Here is an 18,468-nt window from a genome sequence, read left to right on the forward strand (position 1 = left end):
ACCCCGCCGAGACCCGGCAGGTCCTCGCCTCCTCCCTCGCCATGCTCCGCACCAAGCACGCCGACCTGCCCAGCCGCAAGCACGGCAACCCACCGATGTAACAGGCCGTCCAGGCCCGTCGGACCCACACCAGACTTCTTGAACCGGGGGAGAAACCACAACCATGAGCGCTTCCGCCGAACCCCTCGTACGCATCGTCCGCGGCTCCCTCACCGATGAGGAACTCGCCGCCCTCACCGCCGTCCTGCTGGCCCGCGCGGCCGCTGTCCAGGCCGCCGCCGCCCAGACCGTCGTGGTCGAGCCGATCGCCAGCTGGCAGCGCCTGGAGCGCCGCCCGGCGTACTACTCCCCCGTGAGCTGGCAGCAGGCGGCCTGACGCCGAACAGCCGTCCGGCCCTGTTCCCCCGTCTCGTGGCGGGAACAGGGCCGGTTGCGTTGGTGCCCCACGGACCGGCCCAGGCCGGGAGGCGGGGCCCCGGGCGGTCAGGCGGCGGCGAGGGCGGCGGGGCGGCCGGCGTGCATGACGGCGAGGTTGGTGGCGAGCCGCTGGGGGTCCTGGGAGAGCCAGAGGCGCACGGCGGCGCCGAGCGTGGCACTGGCGGAGCCGAGCCGGACGCCGGTGGACTGGGCGATCCGGGCGGCGGCCAGCACCAGCAGGTCGGCCAGCGGGGCGGGGAGCCAGACGGTCTGGGCACAGGGGGCCGGCTGGGTCAGCGCGGCCAGCAGCCGGTACGCGTCGGCACTGCAGTGCAGGGACGGCAGGACGTCCAGCAGCCCGTCGGCGACGACTTCGGAGACGTCGCTGCGGTGGCCCTGGGCGAGGCTCCGGAGCAAGGCTCTCTCCGTAGCGGTGATTCGGACGGTCAGCATGACCTCGTCGCACTCCATGGTGCGGCCCTCCTCGCGGCTTGGCGGATTCCGGAACAGCGGATGTCTGGTGACAGCAGGGGGGTGGTGCTCGGGGTGGAACGGTGCAGCGGTGCTGCCGGTGGGTCCACCGGCCCCCCTGCCACCCGGTGCGGGTGGCAGGGTGCGGATCCGGCGTTCCGTCAGCCGACGCCGGCGTAGGAGTGCTTGCCGGTGACGAAGATGTTGACGCCGTAGAAGTTGAACAGCCAGCAGGCGAATGCCAACAGGGCCAGATAGGCCGCCTTCCGGCCCTTCCATCCGGCCGTGGCCCGGGCGTGCAGGTAGGCGGCGTAGGCCACCCAGGTGATGAAGGACCAGGTCTCCTTCGGGTCCCACTCCCAGTACTTGCCCCAGGCCGCCTCGGCCCAGATCGCGCCCGCGATGATGGTGAAGGTCCACAGCGGGAAGACCATCGCGTTGATCCGGTACGAGAGCTTGTCGAGCGTCCCGGCGGCGGGGAGGCGCTGCCAGATCGAGGCCGAGGTGCCGAGCGGGCCGCTGGTCAGGCCCGCCGCCATGCGCTGGTCGAAGCGGTCCTTGGCGAGGTAGAGCAGGGTCGCCACGAAGGCCGCGTAGAAGGCACCGCCGCAGATGATCGCGGTGGAGACGTGGATGGCCAGCCAGTACGAGTGCAGGGCCGGGACCAGCTGCTCGGAGTCGGTGTAGAGCACGCTCACGGCGAGGCCGAGGATGAGCAGCACGGCCACCATGACCGGCAGGCCGAGCCAGCGGACCTTCTTCTTGGCGACCAGCAGCCCGAGGTAGGCAGCCACCATGGTGAAGCCGAAGGCGCAGGAGAACTCGTACATGTTGCCCCACGGCCAGCGCATCACCGAGAGGCCGCGGGTGACCACGGCGGCGACGTGCAGCACGGCACCGAGGACGGTGAGCGAGACGGCGATCCGCCCGGCCAGGTCGCCCTTCTCGCTGCTGCCCGCGGCGCCGGGGCCGTCGACCTCCTCGGCCTCGCCGCGGCCGCTGGTGACCACGGTGGCGCCGGCGTCGGCCAGGGCGGTGCGGGTCAGCGTGGTGGTGCCGCCGTTCGCCGAGGCGACGGTGACGGTGACCTGCTTGGCCGCCTTGGCCGGCTCGTTGGCGGCGGCCACGGTCGCGGCCAGGGTCGCCTGTTCGGCGGAGCGGACGGCGACCGCGCCCTTGCTGCCGAACGTCCACTCGAACATGTGGGCGAACATGGCGATCAGGTACACGGCCATGGCCGAGTAGATCAGCTTGTTGGAGAGGTCGGCCAGCTGTAGGTCGACTCCCGAGGCGAGTTGCACCGTCTACTCCTTGGAGTTCGGGTCGGCGGGGGATGTGGGGCCTGACGGTTCGTCCGATGCGGGTGCTTCGTCCGATGCCGCCGGTTCGCCCTCGGTGGCCGGGGCGTCGTCCTGGAGGTCGACGGCGAGGTCGGCGAGCTCTTCGGCGATCTTGGCGGACTCGCTCCTGGCCAGTCCGGCGACCTCGACCAGGGTGCGGCCGTCGGGGGTCGTGGTGGCCCGGACCCAGATCCGGCGGCGCTGGACGAACAGCGAGCCGATCAGGCCGAGGATCGCGCAGACCGCGCCGGTCAGCGCGACCGCGTTGCCCGGCCGGTGGGAGACGGTGAAGCTGGCCCACTCCTGGTAGCCGTCGAAGCTGACGGTGCCGTAGCCGTTCGGGAGGGTCCAGCCCTGACCGGGCTTCAGCCTGGCCCTGGCGATGTCGCCGTCCTGCTTGAGCTGGGTCAGGTGGGTGGTGTTCAGCTGGTACACGTTCTGCGGCAGGCCGGAGTCGGTGCCGAGGTCGCCCGCCCACGCGGTGAGCACCAGCATCGGCTCGGCGGCGGCCGGGAAGAGCGAGATCGGACCGGTCTGGTCGAAGTTCACCGGCGCGGTCGGCAGGAAGTAGCCCTGGAAACCGAGCTGGGTCTTCTTGCCGTCCTTGTCACCGTAGTCGTTGACCTTGATGACGCCGGTGGAGGTGAGGTTGCCGTCCTGCGGGAGGAAGGCGGTCGGGCCGGTGTACACGGTCTCGCCCTTGGCGTTCTTGACCGTGACCACCGGCGCGTACCCGTGACCGATCAGGAAGACCTTGCTGCCGCCGATCTCCAGCGGGTGGTTGACCTGTATGTCGCCCTTGGTCAGCTTGGTGTCGTCGGCGCCCTTCCAGTACCGGATGTGGGCGGCGTACTCGCGGGCGGTGCCCATCTGGTCGCCGCTGGTCTGGTAGGTGGCGGTGAAGCCGTCCAGCTTGAAGCCGAAGGTGTCCAGGTCGTTGCTGGTGTAGAAGGCCGAGCCGGAGAAGTCGTCCAGCTGGGTCATGGTGTTGGAGTAGCCCTGGCCCACGATCACCAGCTTGCCGCCCTGACCGCTGGCCAGGCTCGCCCAGGCGAAGCCCGCGAGCAGCGCGAAGAGCGAGAAGTGGAAGAGCAGGTTGCCGACCTCGCGCAGGTAGCCCTTCTCGGCGGCGACCGCGCTGTTGCCCAGGTGGGCCCGGAAGCCGCGCTTCTTCAGGCGCTGGTACGCGGCCCGGTTGACCGCCTCGGCGTCGGCGTCGCTCTGCCACGCCGCGTAGACCGGCATCCGGGTCAGGTTGCGCGGCGCGGCCGGAGGCTTGGCCCGCAGCACGCCGACGAACTGCCAGGTGCGCGGGATGATGCAGCCGGCCAGCGAGACGAACAGCAGGATGTAGATCGCCGAGAACCAGACCGAGCTGTAGACGTCGAACAGCTGGAGCTTCTCGTAGATCGGCGTGAGCGCCTTGTGCGTGCCCTTCCAGGTGTCGACCTTGAAGGCGTTCTGGCTGGTCTGCGGGATCAGCGAGCCGGGGATGGCGGCCAGCGAGAGCATGAACAGCAGGATCAGCGCGACCCGCATCGAGGTCAGCTGACGCCACATCCAGCGGAACCAGCCGAGCACTCCTATCCCGGTCGGGCCGTCCGACTCGGCGGGCGCGCTGCTCAGGCGCTCGGCCTCCGCGTCGGCGATGTCCTCGGGGGGCTCGGGTGGGCGGGTTCGGGTGTCGCTCACGGGTCAGATTCCGATCGAGAAGTCTTGGGTGGCGTACTGGAGCTGGTTGACCAGCGCGTCCCAGGCGCCGGTGACCAGCAGCAGGCCGACCGCGACGAGCATGCCGCCGCCGATCCGCATCACCCACTGGTAGTGCTTTTTGATCCAGCCGAAGGCACCGAGCGCCTTCCGGAAGGCGAGCGCGGCCACGACGAACGGTACGCCGAGGCCGAGGCAGTACACGGACATCAGCAGCGCACCGCGCCCGGCGTCCGCCTGGTTGATCGACAGCGACTGGATCGAGGCGAGGGTCGGGCCGATACAGGGCGTCCAGCCGACCCCGAAGACGATGCCGAGCAGCGGCGCCCCCGCCAGTCCGATGGCCGGGCGGCGGTGCGAACGCAGCTCGCGCACCGAGAAACCGGGCAGCAGCCCCATGAAGGCCAGGCCCATCACGATGGTCACCACGCCCATCACGATGTTGATGGTGTGCCGGTACTCGAGCAGCCGGTGGCCGAAGAAGCCGAAGAGCGCACCGCCGGAGACGAACACGGCGCTGAACCCGAGGATGAACAGCAGCGAGCCGAGCAGCATCCGGCCGCGCCGCGAGCCCTTGGCGTCCGCCAGGTCGGCGGCGGAGAACCCGGTGACGTAGCTGAGGTAGCCCGGGACCAGCGGCAGGACGCAGGGCGAGAAGAACGAGACCAGCCCGGCGGCGAGCGCGATCGGGACGGCGAGCAGGATGGCACCGCTGGCCACCGTCTCGTTGGTCTCCCCGAGCGCGAGGAGGGCGGTGGTCACTGCGACTTCTCGTCGACGATGGGCTTCAGCAGCGACTCCAGGTCGTCCGAGGAGATCGCGTGCATCGAGCGGGCGGCGAGCCGGCCCTCGCGGTCCACGATGATCGTGGTCGGGATGGACTGCGGATCCAGGCTGCCCTTGGGGAACTTGAGGATCTGGGTGCCGTCCGGGTCGTAGATGCTCGGGTAGGTCACCCCGAAGTTCCGCTCGAAGCGCACCGCGTTGGCCGGGTCGGCGTCGCGGGTGTTGATGCCGAGGAACCGGACGTCCTTGTCCTTGAACTTCTGCGAGACCTCCTGGAGGCCGGCCGCCTCGGCCCGGCACGGGCCGCACCAGGAGCCCCAGATGTTGAGGACGAGGACCTTGCCCTTGTAGTCGGCGACCGCCGCGCTGCCGCCGTCCAGGGTCTTGCCGGAGATCGCGGGAGCGGGCCCGCGCTCGCTGACCGGAGCGGTGTCCAGACCGCCCTTGCCGGTGATGAAACCGGTCTGGCCGCCACCGCTGGACGAGCCAGAGCTACAGCCGGTGAGGGCGAGTGCGGCGACGGCGCCGAGGGCGGCGGCGAGGCGGATACGGCGGTGGGGCGTCCCAGACATGTGAAAAGTTTCGCATGGGACTTCAGGCGGTTTCAGGGGGGTCCGACGTTGCCTGTCGGACCCCCTCTGACCTGCTGTTCCTGTACTTATGATCCGCTTATTCCGGGTAATGTCCGGTTGGCTCGGCCGGGGCCGGGAGACCGCTCAGGCGCCGAAGCTCTTGCCCACCGGCTTGTCCTTGCCGCCCTTGCCGACCAGGTGGGCCGGCAGCAGGTCGCGAGCCGGTTCCCGGTAGCCGATCGAGACGATCCGGTCGCCCTCGTAGGTGAAGCTGGTCAGCGAGGCCAGCGAGCACTGCCGGCGGCGCGGGTCGTGCCAGAGCCGACGGCGCTCGGCGAAGGAGCGGACGATCCAGATCGGCAGCTGGTGGCTGACGCAGACCGCCTCGTGCCCGCGCGCGGCGTCCCGGGCCGCGGCGAGCGCGCCCATCATCCGGACCACCTGCTCTATGTACGGCTCGCCCCAGGACGGCCGGAACGGGTTGGTCAGGTACTTCCAGTACCCGGGGTTCTTCAGCGAGCCGTCGCCGACGCCGAAGGTCTTGCCCTGGAAGATGTTCTCCGCCTCGATCAGGCGCTCGTCCACGGCCACCTCCAGGCCGTGTGCCTTGCCGATCGGCTCGGCGGTCTCCTGCGCGCGCTCCAGCGGCGAGGCCACCACGTAGGTGATGTCGCGGTCGGCCAGGTGGTCGGCGACCCGGTCGGCCATCTGCCGGCCCAGCTCGGAGAGGTGGTAGCCCGGGAGGCGCCCGTAGAGGATGCCCTCCGGGTTGTGCACCTCGCCGTGGCGCATCAGATGGACGACGGTGGTGTCCTTGCCGGTCACTTGCTTCCCTCCGTGGGCTGGGCCTCGGCCGCCGCACGGGCGGCGGCGGGCAGGGCGGCGGCGACCCGCTCGATCGCCCGCTCGTCGTGCGAGGCCGAGACGAACCAGGACTCGTAGGCCGACGGCGGCAGGTAGACGCCCTGGCTGAGCATCGAGTGGAAGAAGCCGTTGAAACGGTACGCCTGCTGGCGCCTGGCCTCGTCGTAGTTGGTGACCTGCTCGTCGGTGAAGAACACCGAGAACATGTTCCCGGCGGTCTGCAGCCGGTGGGTCACGCCCTCCTTGCCGAGCGCGTCCGACACCAGGCCGGAGATCTCGGCGGCGACCCGGTCCACGGTCGCGTACACCTCGTCGGTGCAGCCGCGCAGCTGGGCGAGGCCGGCGGCGGTGGCGACCGGGTTACCGGAGAGGGTGCCCGCCTGGTAGACCGGCCCGGCCGGGGCCAGGTGGGCCATCACGTCGGCCCGGCCGCCGAAGGCCGCGGCGGGGAAGCCGCCGCCCATCACCTTGCCGAAGGTCAGCAGGTCCGGGGCCCAGCCCTCGTGGGCGGCCTCGACGCCGTACCAGCCGGCCCTGGAGACGCGGAAGCCGGTCATCACCTCGTCCGAGATGAACAGTGCGCCGTTGCCGCGGCAGAGCTCGGCCAGGCCCTTGTTGAAGCCGGGGAGCGGCGGGACGACGCCCATGTTGCCCGGGGACGCCTCGGTGATCACACAGGCGATCTCGCCCGGGTGCGCGGCGAACGCCGTACGGACGGCGTCCAGGTCGTTGTAGGGGAGGACGATGGTGTCGCCCGCCTGTGCGCCGGTGACACCCGGGGTGTCGGACAGGCCGAAGGTGGCGACACCGGAACCGGCGGCGGCCAGCAGCGCGTCCACATGGCCGTGGTAGCAGCCGGCGAACTTGATCACCTTGGCGCGGCCGGTGAAGCCCCGGGCCAGCCGGATCGCCGACATGGTCGCCTCGGTGCCGCTCGACACCAACCGGACCTGCTCGACCGGGGCCACCCTGGCCACGATCTCCTCGGCGAGCTCGACCTCGCCCTGGCCGGGCGTGCCGAAGGAGGTGCCGCGGGTCACCGCCTGCTGGACGGCGTCGATCACGGCCGGGTGCGCGTGCCCGAGGATCATCGGACCCCAGGAGCACACCAGGTCGACGTACTCGCGGCCGTCGGCGTCGGTCAGGTAGGGGCCGGTACCGGACACCATGAAGCGCGGGGTGCCGCCCACCGCGCGGAAGGCGCGCACCGGAGAGTTGACGCCGCCGGGGGTCACGACCGAGGCACGGTCGAACAGCGACTGGGACTGAGGGGCCTCGTACGGGTAGCTCATCGGGTTGGTCACGTGGACATGGTCTCAAATCGTGTCCTTTACCTCCGCACGTCGGGCCCGATCATCTGGAACGATGATCCGTGTACTGCAACCGCCCCGCCGGATGCGGCGCCCCCTCCGGATTCCGACCTGACGGGTGACCCGATCCACAAGGGCCGAACAGCCTGTACGGTCTGTAGGGTTCGTAGGGTTTGTGCGGTTATCCGTACTACCGCCGGGCCGCGCAGGCGGCGTGGGACGCGGGACAGCTTGAGCAGGTACAGGCGGCGCAGGTGCGCGCGGGACGGATGACGCGTGTACGGCGACGCAGGGCGGGTAAGTGGCACGTTCGGAGGACGCCGAGCGTGCGGGGGTCTGTCGATTCCGGCGAATTCCGGTGAGGATGGTCCGAGTGTCCGATGCGCAGGACGGTTTCGAGGAGGCCGCGGGTCGTTCCCGCCGGTCCACCGGGGCCGCGGGCGGGGGAACGGGTGCGGGCAGTGGAAAGCGGGGCGAGGGAAGAGTGGGGGTCACCTACAAGTACTTCGGCGCACCCGACCGAGCCACCGCCGCCAGAGTGCCGACCGCTCTCGGACCGGGCGGTCTCGGGTTGGAGGCCGGGGAACTCGGCTCGCTGGGCCGCCTCGGCGACCTGATGGAGACCAGCGGCTCCCCCAACGGCCACCTCTCCACCAAGATCAAGCCCGAGACCATGAGCGCCATGGTCCTCACCGGCATCAAGGGCGTACCGCTCCACCAGGTCCCGCCGCTGGAGCTGGTCGTCCTGCACCCCGACTACGCCGTGGTCCAGCTCCCGCACACCGTCGTCGAACCCCTGCGCAAGGCCGACGAGACCGAACTCGGCGCCGCCGCGTTCATCTGGTCCACCGTCCCCGACCGGCGGGGACCGCGCGACGCGTTCGTTATCTACACGATGCTGCACGAGTGGCAGGACTTCGCCAACCGGCTGCACGACGCCGGGCACCAGCTGTACTGCCTGGTCTGGCCCTGACCCTGGTCTGGCCCTGACCCTGGTCTGGCCCTGATTGCTGCGCCGCCGGGTGACCGTCAGACCGGGTGGTCGGTCCGGTCGGTCCGGTCGAGGACGTGCACGGTGAGGGGCTGGCCGAAGAGTTCGTCCTCGCGGAGCGGGGCGAAGCCGAGACGGCGGGCCACCGCGGTCGAGTCGTCGTTGCCGTGGTGGATCATCGCGGTGATCCGCGGCAGGGAGAGCCGGTCGAAACCCCGGTCCAGGACCGCGCGGGCGGCCTCGGTCGCGTAGCCGTGCCCCCAGTACGGGCGGGCGAGGGTCCAGCCGGCCTCGGTCTCGTCGAACTGCTCCCACCAGAACAGGCCCGACCGCCCGATCGTCTCGCCGGTGGCCGCCAGCTCGACCGCGCACAGGCCGTGGCCGCGCTGCTCCCACTGGTCCTCGATGGCCCGCAGGCGGGCGGCGGCCCGCTCCCGGCTGTAGGTGCCGACGAAGCGGCTGACCTCGGGGTCGGCGTGCAGGTCCACCCACCAGTCGGTGTCGGCCGTGCTGAGCGGGCGCAGCCGTAGCCGCGCCGTGGTGATGACGTACATTCAGCCCTCGTCTCGGGTCCTGGGAGCACGGGCCCGTGCGGCCACTCCATGATCGATCAACGTCGGGCCCGCGCGGTTTGCTCCGACCGGTGGGGCGGCTGCGTGCAGGCGCCGCTGCCGTGTCCGGGGGTGCAACTGCCGTGTGCGGGGGTGTCCCGGCGGTGCCATGCTGGAGCGACGGGGGCCGACGGAGGGCAGCGAGGCCCATGGCGAGCTCACCCCACGGTCGCGGTCGCGGCGGCCGACCGGTCCGGTCGCTGCGCCCCGGGGTGCTCGCCGACCCGTCCGCGGGTGCCGTCGCACGGAACGCGGCACGGGTGACCCTCGCGGCCTGCGCCGGCTTCTACCCCTGCCTGTACGTGCTGCACCAGCCGGTGACGGCGACCTACGCCCTGTTCGCCGCCGTGGCGATGGGCGCGCTGTCCCGGATCCCCGGTACCGGACGGCAGCGGGCCGGGGTGATCGCCCGCTGCCTGCCGATCGGGTGGGTGCTGGTGACGGCCGGGACGCTGCTCGCGATCAGCACCTGGGCGGCCGTGGTGGGCATGCTGGTCGTCAGCTTCGTACTGGCCTTCGCGGCGGTGGCCGGACCGCGGCCGACCGGTGCGGCTCCCGGTCTCCACCTCCTCTACATCCTGCCGTGCTTCCCGCCGTTCGCGCCGGAGACGCTGGGGCAGCGACTCGCCGGAGCCACCGTCGGCATGGTTCTGCTGGTGGCCGCCGACATGCTGCTGTTCCGCGACCCGCCGCCGGTCGGCTACCGGGTGCTGCTGGCCGATGCGACGGCAGCCGCGACCGCGTGTGCGCAGGAGCTGGCCGGTGGCTCGGGACCGGATTCGGGGGCTGGATCGGGCGCCGGTGCGGCGGCAGAGCTGCGGCGGGCGACGCGGGAACGGGCGGACGAGGCCGGTGAGGCGCTGCGTCCCGATGTGCTGCCTCCGGCAGAGCGGCCGGCGGGCCCGGGGCCGCACGATCGGGCACTGGCCCACGCGGGCGGGGCCGTCCGGCAGCTGCTGGCACGCCTGCTGGCGCTGCCGCCGCCGGCCGGACGGGGGCAGGGGGCCGGGCCAGGACAGGCGGTCGGCGGACAGCCGGACGGAGGGCAGGACGCCGGTGGGGAAGGCCACGGGCCGTTCGGCGACGGGCACGAGGTCGCCGAACGGCGGCTGTTGGGCAGCATCGGTGCGGCCGTGGGCCGGGCCGCCGAGGCGTTGCGAGCGGCGGGCCCGGTGCGGGCGGCGCCGCCCGCGTCCGCGCTGGACGGCGCGCTGGCGGACTTCCGGCACAGCCGTGTCGGCGGCCGGTCGGGCCCCTTGGACCGGGCCGCCCTGAGGGCGGCGATGCTTCGCCAGGCCGCGCTGTTGGAGGCCGGGGAGGCGGCCCGGACCCTGCTGGGGTCGATCGCCGTGGCAACCTGCGGACCCGACCGGGCCGAGCTGCCGGAGGACCTGGCACGCGGGCCGCTCTGGTTCGCCCGGGTGAGCACCCGGCAGCTGTGGGTCGTGCGGCTGACCGGGAACCTCAGCGGTCGGTCGGTGTACTTCCAGAACGCCGTCCGGACCAGCATCGGTCTGGCGGCGGCCCGGGCCGTCACCGGGATCATCGCGATCCCGCACGGCTTCTGGGCGATGCTCGCCGCGCTGACCCTGACCCGTACCAGTACGGCCCAGACCGGCGCGACGGTCCGCCGGGCCCTCGTCGGCACGCTTCTCGGTGCCCTGGCCGCAGCGGGGCTGCTGGTCATCGCCGGGCAGCACCAGGGGGCGTACGCCGTGGTCCTTCCGGTGGTGATGCTGGCGGCCTTCCTGTTCGGGCCGCTGCTCGGGGTCGGCTGGGCGCAGGGGCTGTTCACCGTGGTGGTGTCCACGGTGTTCGCCCAGCTGGCACCGGCGAGCTGGCAACTGGCCGAGGTCCGGTTCCTGGCCGTCCTGATCGGCAGTCTCATCGGCCTGCTGTGCGGGCTGTTCGCCTGGCCGCGCGGGGTGCGCGGCGAGCTCCGGCGCGATGTCGCCGGGGTCCTTCGGACCACCGCCTCGACGATCACCGACACGGTTCTGGTGCTGACCGGCCGCCGACCCGACTCCGACCTCTCCGAGACCCAGGTGGTCCACACCCTGACCCTGGCCGAGACCTCGTTCGCCCAGTGCCAGAGCGAGCTGGACGATCCTCAGGCCGACGAGATCGACTGGCAGGCCGCGCTCATCGCGGGCCACCACGCGCTGCGCGGGTCGGACCGGCTGCTCGCCGATCGGGCGGTGCACGAACACCTGGAGGGGGGCCTGGCTGCCGGGGCGGGGTCCTTCGGGGAGCGGCGGGGTGACGGTCTGCGCGGGGCTGCGGCGCACCTCGCGGGCGAGTACCTGGCCCTCGCCGAGCGGCTCGACCCGGCGGAACGGGCTCCGGCGGGCTCGGGACACTCCGAGCCCACCGCACGGGACCCGGCCGGCTTGTTCGCGAGGACCGGTCCACGGGCGGCGGTCGGCCGGCTCGACGAGGGAGCGGCGGCCGGTGCCCCGGCCGAGCTGGTGCTGCTGTTCGACACCGGGGTCTGGCTCCAGGGGCTGGCCCTGGACCTGGGGCGGATCCGTACGCCGCCGCACCGGTGACCGGTGTGCCGGTGTGGCGGTGTGGCGGTGTGCCGGGACGGAAGGCAGTGACGGGGCGAGCGGCACGGCTGGGGTTGCGGGGATCGGCCGGTGAGGGCAGAACGGGAGCATGCAGGTCCTGCTGCCCGTCCTGTTCGCGCTGGGCGCCGCTCTGAGCAACGCCGTCGCCACGGTGCTGCAGCGGCTGGCCGCGCTCTCGGTGCCGCGCTCGGCGGGGTTCCGGCTGGGGCTGATGCTGGACCTGGTGCGGCGCCCGGTCTGGCTGGGCGGCATTCTCGCGGTGATCGCCGCGGCCGTGTTCCAGGCCACCGCGCTGGCCACGGGGGCGATGACCGTGGTCCAGCCGCTGTTCGTGATCGAGCTGCCGCTGGCTCTGCTGATCGCCTCCCGCGTCATGCACCGCCGCCTGACAGCGTGGGCCTGGGTCGCCGTGGGCTGTGTGGTGGTCGGCCTCGGGGTGGCCATGGGCGCCGCCTCGCCGTCGGCCGGGATCCCCCGTGCCCCGGTGGAGCGGTGGCTGCCCGCGCTGGCCGGGTGCGGCGGGGCGATCGTCCTGCTGTCGCTGGTGGCGCTGAAGCGTCCCGAGGGACGGGTCAGGGCGGGGTGCCTGGGCGCGGCCGCGGCGATCGGTTACGCGCTCACGGCGGCTCTGATGAAGTCGGCGATGCACATCCTGACCGACGACGGCGTTCCCGCGTTCTTCCTGGCCTGGCAGACCTATGCGTTCGCGGTGGCGGGCGCCGGTGCGCTGTTCCTGCTGCAGAACGCGATGCAGGCCGGGCCGCTGGTCGCCTCGCAGCCCGCGTTGACCCTCGGGGACGCCCTGGTGAGCCTGGCCCTCGGCGTGACGCTGTACGACGAGCAGGTGCGCGGCGGGTGGTGGCTGGTGCCCGAGCTGCTCGGCGTCGCCCTGATCGCGGTGGGGGCGGTGACCCTGGCGCGGATTCCGCTCGCCACGCTGATCGTCGCGCCGGCGCCTGCCGAGCCAGCGCAGGACTGACCCGGCGGGGCCGGGGGCCGGTGGGACGGGCGGACCGGCAGCAGAACGGCCGGCGGTTCACCACGGGGTCGAGTAGATCTCGAAGGCCGTGAACCCCTCGGGCTCCTCCTCGTGCTGGCTGACCCCGTCGACGACGGCCGACTCGGGCCCGTGGTGGGACCACCTGAGCAGTTGGGCGACGGCCGCGGGCGGGCCCTCGAAGACCGCCTCGACGGTGCCGTCGGCGAGGTTGCGCACCCAGCCGGTCACGCCGTGTTCCTGGGCGACCTGGCGGCAGGCGTCGCGGAAGAACACGCCCTGGACCTGGCCGGAGACGATCACTCGGTTGCGGATCATGGGTACCTCACTGGGGTGGTGGCCGGGGTGCGGGAGACCGTCCGGCCTGCTGCGGCGGCGGTTGCGGCGAAGGCCGTCGCGTCGAGGACCGCCGCACCGCCGAGGTCGTTGTTGAAGTACGCGTAGACGTCGGCCCCCTCCGGCCAGGTTTCCGCGAGCCGGGCCGCCCAGTGGGCGAGGGCCTGTCTGCCGTACCGGGGGAACGGCTGTGCGAGGCCGGCGTGGAAGCGCAGGTAGCCCCAGTCGGCGGTGCGCCAGAGCGGGGTCACCGGCCGGGAGCCGCGGTCGGCCCAGCACAGGGCGGCGGCGCGCCGGGTCAGCACCGCCCGGATCTCCGGGATCCACCAGGACTCGTGCCGGGGTTCCACGGCGACCCGGCTGCCGGGCGGGAAGCAGGCGAGGCAGGCGTCGAGGAGCTCGGCGTCGACCCGCAGGGTGGGCGGCAGCTGGAGCAGTACCGGGCCGAGCCTCGGGCCGAGTCCGGCGGTGGCCGAGCAGAGCCGCTGGACCGGCTCCTGCGGGTCGTGCAGGCGCTTGAGGTGGGTGAGGTAGCGGCTCGCCTTGACCGCCATCACGAAGTCCTCAGGTGTGCGGTCCCGCCACTCGGCGAAGGTCTCGGACGACGGGAGGCGGTAGAACGCGTTGTTGTTCTCCACCGTGGCGAAGCCCCGGGCGTACTCCTCCAGCCAGAGTCGCCGCGGCGTCTGCTGCGGGTACAGGACGCCGCGCCAGTCGTCGTACTGCCAGCCGGAGGTGCCGACGAACAGCGCCATGCCTCCATGGAAGCACGGCCGGTCCGGGCGGGTCAGTCGGCCGGACCGGCTGCCGTGGCCGTCGCGGTGTCCGGGGCCTCGAAGACCTCGGCGGTCTCGGCGGTCTCGAAGGTCTCCAGCGCGAGCAGGTCGGCGACGCTCTGGCGGCGGCGGATGAGCCGGGTGGTGGCGCCGTCGGTGAGGATCTCGGGGATCAGCGGCCGGGAGTTGTAGGTGGAGGACATGCTGGCGCCGTACGCGCCGGTGTCGTGGAAGACCACCAGGTCGCCGATCTCGGTGCCGGGCATCGGGACCGGTTCGACGTCACCGCCGGGTGCCTGGGTGAAGACGTCGCCGGACTCGCAGAGCGGGCCGGCCAGCACGGTGTCGAGGCTCTCGGTGCGCCGGGGCCCGCCGGACGGGTCGAGCACGGTGACCCGGTGGCTGCTGCCGTACATGGCGGGCCGCATCAGGTCGTTGAAGCCCGCGTCGACCAGGACGAAGTGGTTGCTGCCGACCGGCTTCTGCGCCCGCACCTCGCTGACCAGCAGACCGGAGGAGGCCACCAGGAAGCGGCCGGGCTCGATCTCCAGCCGTACCGGGTGGCCGAGTTCGGCGGCCAGCTCCCGGCGGGCGGCGTCCCAGAGGCGGAAGTACCGCTCGGTGTCGACCTCGGGGCCGCCCTGCGCGTACGGGACGGAGAGGCCGCCGCCGGCCGAGATGGCCCGGACGTCGTGGCCGGACAGCCGGACCTGCTTGACCATGGTCTCGCAGACCGCCTCCAGGTGGCCGTAGTCCACCCCGGAGCCGATGTGCATGTGGAAGCCGATGAGGTCCAGGCGGTAGCGCTCGACCAGGGCGAGGCTCTCGGCGAGGTGCTCGTGCCAGATGCCGTGCTTGCTCTGCTCGCCGCCGGTGTTGGTCTTGCGGCTGTGGCCGTGCCCGAAGCCGGGGTTGATCCGGATCCAGACCGGGTGGCCGGGGGCGGCCCGGCCGATCTGGTCGAGCATCTGCGGGGAACCGGCGTTGACCGGGATGCCGAGTTCGGCCACCCGGCGCAGGGTCGGCCGGTCGAGCAGGTCGGCGGTGAAGACGATCGGCTCGTCGGGCCCGTCCGGCCGGAACCCGGCGGCGAGGGCGCGCTCCACCTCGCCGAGCGAGACCGAGTCCACCGCAACGCCCTGCTCGCGCATCAGCCGCAGGATGTGGATGTTGGAGCAGGCCTTCTGGGCGAACCGGATCTGGTCGAAGGCGCGCAGCTTCGCGATCTGGGCACGGATCGGCTCGGCGTCGTAGACCCAGGCCGGCGTGCCGTACTGCTCGGCGATCCGGGCGAGCCGGGGGCCGTCGAGGGCTCCGGGGAACGCAGGGGCAGGGGTCGTCATGGTCCGGTCCGTCCTTCGCGCCGGTGGGGGTTGCTGCACCGGGAATCCTGCTGGAGACGGGCCGTTGATCGCACGGCTGTCCACGCCTCGGAAGCTCGGCGACCGGGAGTCGGGACGGGCCTTCTGCCCTGCTCGGAGGGGGTGCGGGAAACCTTGCGGCCGGTGCGCGACGGCGGCGCAGGGTTTCCCGTACGCCTCGCCACGGCCCTGAAAAAGCGGGCCTGTTCGGGCGTGCGGAGGCTATTCGGCGGCGGGGCGCAGAATGCGCCGCTCGACCGGTGAGGAGAGCACGATCGAGGTGGTGGTGCGGCCGATGGAGGAGATCTTCTCCAGCAGCTCCTCCAGGTGCGCGGTGTTGCGTACGGCGATCTTGAGGATCCAGCAGTCCTCGCCGATCACATGGTGGACCTCCAGGATCTCCGGCCGGTCGATCAGCTCCTGGCTGCGGAACTGGCAGAGCGTGATGCCGCCGTGCGGCGAGACCCGGACGAAGGCCTGGATGCCGTAGCCGAGCCGCTCCGGCGCGACCACCGCCGTGTAGCCGGTGATGGTTCCGTTGCCCTCCAGCCGGCGGATCCGCTCGCCGACCGCCGCCGGACTCATGCTCACCCGCCGCCCGAGCTCGCTCAGCGTGATCCGCCCCTCCGACTGCACCAGCTCCAGCAGCTGAAGATCGATCGGATCGAGTGCCGCCGATGAATCATCGGCAAGACCGCGCTGACTCCGTTGGTCTTTCGGCACAATGGCCCGAATCCCCATGTTTCCCCCTTCGCCGGCTGGCTTTTTGCCACAAGACTTATAGCAGCATCAGAAGTTGGCACCTCCCGGGAGGGGAAGCACAGTGGACGAGGTCTGCGTCATCGGCGGCAGCCGCTACTTCGGGCGACGGTTGATCACCCGACTGCGGGACGCCGGTGTCCGGGTCACCCTGGTCAACCGGGGCTCGACCCCTCCCCCGGAGGGCGTCACCCGGCTGACCGCCGACCGGGACGACGAGGCGGCCCTGAGCGCGGCACTCGGCGACCGCACCTTCGACGCCGTGGTGGACCAGGTGCTGTACACGCCGGTGCAGGCGGCGGCCGCCCGGCGGGTGTTCCGGGGCCGGACCGGACGGTACGTCATGACCTCCACGATCGAGGTGTACGCCGGCATCGCGGCCGGGGCGCCGCTCGCCGAGGCTGCGGTGGATCCGGAGGCCGTGCCGGTGGATCTCGAACTCCCCTGGCAGCAGCGGCACTTGATCGCCGATCACTACGCGGAGGGAAAGCGGCAGGCGGAGGCGGTACTCGCCCGGGGGCAGGCGGAGCTGCCGTACGTCGCGGTCCGCACCGCCCATGTGCTGGGCGGCGGCGCGGAGGACTTCACCGGACGGCTGGCCCACTACGTGGAGCGGATCCGGGCCGGCGAGGAGGTCCGGGTCCACCGGGACGCCCGGCCGTCCACGTTCGTCGAGTACCACGAGATCGCCGACTTCCTCGCCTGGACGGCCGGCTCCTCCTTCACCGGGCCGGTCAACGCCTGCTCGCCCGGGGACCTGGGCGTCGCCGAGCTGTGCCGGCTGGTCGGCGAGCGGGTGGGCCGCGAAGCCCGGTTCCGCACCGACGGGGACGAGCCGTCGCCGTTCTCCTTCGGGCACTACTACGGCATGGACAACTCCCGTGCCGCACAGCTCGGTTACGAGTTCTCCCCGCTCTCGTCCTGGCTGCCGGGCGTCGTCGCCGAGGCTGCGGCGCGGGTCGGCGGACCAGGGGCGTGAAGGTGGGACCACGGCGACACACGGCGAAGTCGGGCGAAAGTCGCTGCGGCCGGGCGGCCGGGTGCGGAAGGATCGCCGTATGCCAACGCCGAGCCGACAGATCCGCGCCGCCTACACCGACGAGACGATCACGGTCTACCAGGCGTTCTCCCCCGAGATCGCCGAACCGGCCGCCGCGACCGGCCGCTTCCCCGAGGCGTTCAGGGTGGAGCGGATGACCTGGATCAAGCCGTCCTTCCTGTGGATGATGCACCGCAGCGACTGGGGCCGCAGCGCCGGGCAGGAGCGGGTCCTGGCGGTCTCCATCCGGCGGGACGGCTTCGAGTGGGCGCTGGCCAACTCCGCGCTCAGCTCGTACGACTCCCGGGTGCACCGCTCGCGCGACCAGTGGCGACGCGAGGTGCGCCGGAACCCGGTGCGGGTGCAGTGGGATCCGGAGCGCAACCTCGGTCTGCAGCCGCTGCCCTGGCGCTCGCTCCAGGTCGGGCTGCGCGGCGAGGCGGTGCACCGCTACGTCGGCGGGTGGATCACCTCGATCGCGGACGTGACCCCGCTCGCCGACCGGCTGCGCCGCGAGCGGGACGCCGCGCTGCTGCCCGCCGAACGTCCGTACCCGCTCCCGGACGGCCTGGCCGTGCTGATCGGGGCGAGGTAGGCGCCGGCTTCGGCACACCGTTCAGGGACGCGGGGCCGGACTCGGCCGGCGGCGCGAGGACGTCCCCGCGCCCCTGATGGCTGCCTCCTATCGCGGCCCGTCGTCAGCCGTGCAGGTAGACGATGCCCAGCTTGGTGATCTGCCAGAGCTGGCCGGCGGCGTCGGTGTCGGCGGCCAGGACGACCATCGGGTTGCCCTGGGCGTCCAGTTGGCCCGAGGCGGTGGCGACCTTGGTCGGGTCCTGGGAGTCGGCCAGCTTGTAGGTGCCGTTGGCGCCGGGCTTGAAGATCCAGTGCTGGTTGCCGCCGCCGTTGCAGCCCCACTGCTGCAGGCGGGTACCCGGTGCGGTGGAGGCCGCGTTGGCGTCCAGGCACATGTTGCGGTTGCCGCTGAAGTCCAGCTCGTAGCTGCCGCCGGCCTTGGCCTCCAGCACGAAGGACTGGTTCAGCCCGCCGGTCGCCGGATAGGTGATCGCGCCCCGGCCGTTGGTGCTGTCGCCGTACGTGCCGCCGCCCGAGAGGTCCAGGGCCTGGCCGTTGGCGGTGTTGGTGAGCTGGTACCAGGCGCCGTCCTCGGGCTTGTCCGGGAACGGCTGACCCGGCGTCAGGGGCTCGACGGAGGTGGTGTTCTGCTGGTTCAGCGTGCAGAAAGCCTCCTGCTGGCCGGGCAGTTGGTAGAACTGCGCCAGGCAGCGCGCCTCGCCCGCGTAGCCGGCGACCCGCAGGTGGTACGACTGGCGCACCATGTTCATGCAGACGCCCGGGATGCCGATCTCGTGGTCGCAGCCGTTGCGGGTCTTCTCCGAGAGGTCGATGACGTCCCCGTTGGTGTACTCGTACGGCGAACTCGTCCACTCCGCGCAGACCTCGTGGCCGTAGCTGACCCGCCGCTGGTCCAGGTACCGCACACCGGGCACCTGGGAGGCCGCCTGCCGCAGGGCGTCGCTCAGGACCGGCACCACCC

19 protein-coding genes are annotated in these 18,468 nt (G+C 72.1%); 6 read left to right on the top strand and 13 right to left on the bottom strand.

Going from position 1 to position 18,468, the window contains the following annotated elements; translation table 11 throughout:
• The first annotated feature begins 163 nt into the window (after nt 1–163).
• The gene (locus tag UK12_RS28535) at nt 164–376 is read left to right on the top strand and encodes an acyl-CoA carboxylase epsilon subunit (RefSeq protein ID WP_045306072.1); all 213 of its coding nucleotides are present in this window, start codon (nt 164–166) and stop codon (nt 374–376) included.
• Nucleotides 377–483: 107 nt separating this feature from the next.
• Here the strand turns inward: UK12_RS28535 and UK12_RS28540 are convergent, their stop codons facing one another.
• The 7 genes from UK12_RS28540 to hemL all read right to left on the bottom strand — a co-directional run bounded on the left by UK12_RS28540 (nt 484) and on the right by hemL (nt 7,452).
• Complete coding sequence (locus tag UK12_RS28540) at nt 484–834, bottom strand: hypothetical protein (RefSeq protein ID WP_156178981.1); 351 nt, start codon at nt 832–834, stop codon at nt 484–486.
• A gap of 215 nt (nt 835–1,049) precedes the next feature.
• Nucleotides 1,050–2,189, bottom strand: coding sequence for a c-type cytochrome biogenesis protein CcsB (ccsB, locus tag UK12_RS28545; RefSeq protein WP_045306074.1), 1,140 nt, complete (start codon nt 2,187–2,189; stop codon nt 1,050–1,052).
• Between the two features lie 3 nt (nt 2,190–2,192).
• Nucleotides 2,193–3,920 carry a cytochrome c biogenesis protein ResB gene (gene resB, locus UK12_RS28550; protein ID WP_052682220.1) on the bottom strand — a complete coding sequence of 576 codons (1,728 nt, stop codon included), beginning with the start codon at nt 3,918–3,920 and terminating at the stop codon, nt 2,193–2,195.
• Between the two features lie 3 nt (nt 3,921–3,923).
• On the bottom strand, nt 3,924–4,700 hold the full coding sequence (locus UK12_RS28555) for a cytochrome c biogenesis CcdA family protein (protein ID WP_045306075.1): 777 nt from the start codon (nt 4,698–4,700) through the stop codon (nt 3,924–3,926).
• Nucleotides 4,697–5,296, bottom strand: a complete 600-nt coding sequence (locus UK12_RS28560) for a TlpA family protein disulfide reductase (RefSeq protein ID WP_045306076.1) — start codon at nt 5,294–5,296, stop codon at nt 4,697–4,699. The genes UK12_RS28555 and UK12_RS28560 overlap by 4 nt, the downstream gene beginning before the upstream one ends.
• Before the next feature lie 144 nt (nt 5,297–5,440).
• A complete protein-coding gene (locus UK12_RS28565; RefSeq protein ID WP_045306086.1) occupies nt 5,441–6,088 on the bottom strand; it encodes a histidine phosphatase family protein in 648 nt (215 codons plus the stop codon).
• A 29-nt stretch (nt 6,089–6,117) separates the two neighbouring features.
• Entirely contained in the window at nt 6,118–7,452 is a 1,335-nt protein-coding gene (gene hemL / locus UK12_RS28570) for a glutamate-1-semialdehyde 2,1-aminomutase (RefSeq protein ID WP_045306087.1), read from the bottom strand.
• Nucleotides 7,453–7,843: 391 nt separating this feature from the next.
• On the opposite strand from hemL, the gene UK12_RS28575 reads away from it, so the two are divergent.
• On the top strand, nt 7,844–8,443 hold the full coding sequence (locus UK12_RS28575; protein WP_197085241.1) for a hypothetical protein: 600 nt from the start codon (nt 7,844–7,846) through the stop codon (nt 8,441–8,443).
• 56 nt (nt 8,444–8,499) lie between these two features.
• Here the strand turns inward: UK12_RS28575 and UK12_RS28580 are convergent, their stop codons facing one another.
• Nucleotides 8,500–9,015, bottom strand: coding sequence for a GNAT family N-acetyltransferase (locus UK12_RS28580; RefSeq protein ID WP_045306078.1), 516 nt, complete (start codon nt 9,013–9,015; stop codon nt 8,500–8,502).
• 206 nt (nt 9,016–9,221) lie between these two features.
• Here UK12_RS28580 and UK12_RS28585 point away from each other — a divergent pair, with 206 nt between their 5' ends.
• Together UK12_RS28585 and UK12_RS28590 are read left to right on the top strand one after the other, a co-directional pair.
• Nucleotides 9,222–11,621 (top strand): FUSC family protein, encoded by a 2,400-nt coding sequence (locus UK12_RS28585; protein ID WP_052682221.1) that lies wholly within the window; start codon nt 9,222–9,224, stop codon nt 11,619–11,621.
• A 109-nt stretch (nt 11,622–11,730) separates the two neighbouring features.
• Nucleotides 11,731–12,621 (top strand): DMT family transporter, encoded by an 891-nt coding sequence (locus UK12_RS28590; RefSeq protein ID WP_045306079.1) that lies wholly within the window; start codon nt 11,731–11,733, stop codon nt 12,619–12,621.
• A gap of 57 nt (nt 12,622–12,678) precedes the next feature.
• On the opposite strand, the gene UK12_RS28595 is transcribed toward UK12_RS28590, so the two are convergent.
• From UK12_RS28595 to UK12_RS28610, 4 genes are all read right to left on the bottom strand, one after another.
• Nucleotides 12,679–12,957 (bottom strand): acylphosphatase, encoded by a 279-nt coding sequence (locus UK12_RS28595; RefSeq protein ID WP_197085242.1) that lies wholly within the window; start codon nt 12,955–12,957, stop codon nt 12,679–12,681.
• On the bottom strand, nt 12,954–13,730 hold the full coding sequence (locus UK12_RS28600; protein ID WP_045306080.1) for a DUF72 domain-containing protein: 777 nt from the start codon (nt 13,728–13,730) through the stop codon (nt 12,954–12,956). The genes UK12_RS28595 and UK12_RS28600 overlap by 4 nt, the downstream gene beginning before the upstream one ends.
• A 32-nt stretch (nt 13,731–13,762) precedes the next feature.
• On the bottom strand, nt 13,763–15,094 hold the full coding sequence (gene lysA, locus UK12_RS28605; protein ID WP_082120021.1) for a diaminopimelate decarboxylase: 1,332 nt from the start codon (nt 15,092–15,094) through the stop codon (nt 13,763–13,765).
• A gap of 240 nt (nt 15,095–15,334) precedes the next feature.
• Nucleotides 15,335–15,835: an Lrp/AsnC family transcriptional regulator gene (locus UK12_RS28610; RefSeq protein WP_045306081.1), complete on the bottom strand. Its 501-nt coding sequence runs from the start codon at nt 15,833–15,835 to the stop codon at nt 15,335–15,337.
• 100 nt (nt 15,836–15,935) lie between these two features.
• On the opposite strand from UK12_RS28610, the gene UK12_RS28615 reads away from it, so the two are divergent.
• Together UK12_RS28615 and UK12_RS28620 are read left to right on the top strand one after the other, a co-directional pair.
• Entirely contained in the window at nt 15,936–16,850 is a 915-nt protein-coding gene (locus UK12_RS28615; RefSeq protein WP_045306082.1) for an NAD-dependent epimerase/dehydratase family protein, read from the top strand.
• Nucleotides 16,851–16,929: 79 nt separating this feature from the next.
• The gene (locus UK12_RS28620) at nt 16,930–17,505 is read left to right on the top strand and encodes a DUF4291 domain-containing protein (RefSeq protein ID WP_045306083.1); all 576 of its coding nucleotides are present in this window, start codon (nt 16,930–16,932) and stop codon (nt 17,503–17,505) included.
• 103 nt (nt 17,506–17,608) lie between these two features.
• Here the strand turns inward: UK12_RS28620 and UK12_RS28625 are convergent.
• A partial coding sequence (locus tag UK12_RS28625; protein WP_045306084.1) for an RICIN domain-containing protein occupies nt 17,609–18,468 on the bottom strand: 860 nt, incomplete at its 5' end.

Source organism: Saccharothrix sp. ST-888 (genome assembly GCF_000955975.1).
Taxonomy (GTDB): domain Bacteria; phylum Actinomycetota; class Actinomycetes; order Streptomycetales; family Streptomycetaceae; genus Kitasatospora.

What these genes read in the sequence shown, in the direction of transcription:
- UK12_RS28580 (WP_045306078.1), bottom strand. Translation starts at nt 9,015, where the DNA reads ATGTACGTCATCACCACGGCGCGGCTACGGCTGCGCCCGCTCAGCACG.
- UK12_RS28565 (WP_045306086.1), bottom strand. Translation starts at nt 6,088, where the DNA reads ATGCGCCACGGCGAGGTGCACAACCCGGAGGGCATCCTCTACGGGCGC.
- UK12_RS28600 (WP_045306080.1), bottom strand. Translation starts at nt 13,730, where the DNA reads ATGGCGCTGTTCGTCGGCACCTCCGGCTGGCAGTACGACGACTGGCGC.
- hemL (WP_045306087.1), bottom strand. Translation starts at nt 7,452, where the DNA reads ATGAGCTACCCGTACGAGGCCCCTCAGTCCCAGTCGCTGTTCGACCGT.
- UK12_RS28585 (WP_052682221.1), top strand. Translation starts at nt 9,222, where the DNA reads ATGGCGAGCTCACCCCACGGTCGCGGTCGCGGCGGCCGACCGGTCCGG.
- UK12_RS28560 (WP_045306076.1), bottom strand. Translation starts at nt 5,296, where the DNA reads ATGTCTGGGACGCCCCACCGCCGTATCCGCCTCGCCGCCGCCCTCGGC.
- UK12_RS28535 (WP_045306072.1), top strand. Translation starts at nt 164, where the DNA reads ATGAGCGCTTCCGCCGAACCCCTCGTACGCATCGTCCGCGGCTCCCTC.
- UK12_RS28620 (WP_045306083.1), top strand. Translation starts at nt 16,930, where the DNA reads ATGCCAACGCCGAGCCGACAGATCCGCGCCGCCTACACCGACGAGACG.
- lysA (WP_082120021.1), bottom strand. Translation starts at nt 15,094, where the DNA reads ATGACGACCCCTGCCCCTGCGTTCCCCGGAGCCCTCGACGGCCCCCGG.
- UK12_RS28590 (WP_045306079.1), top strand. Translation starts at nt 11,731, where the DNA reads ATGCAGGTCCTGCTGCCCGTCCTGTTCGCGCTGGGCGCCGCTCTGAGC.
- UK12_RS28595 (WP_197085242.1), bottom strand. Translation starts at nt 12,957, where the DNA reads ATGATCCGCAACCGAGTGATCGTCTCCGGCCAGGTCCAGGGCGTGTTC.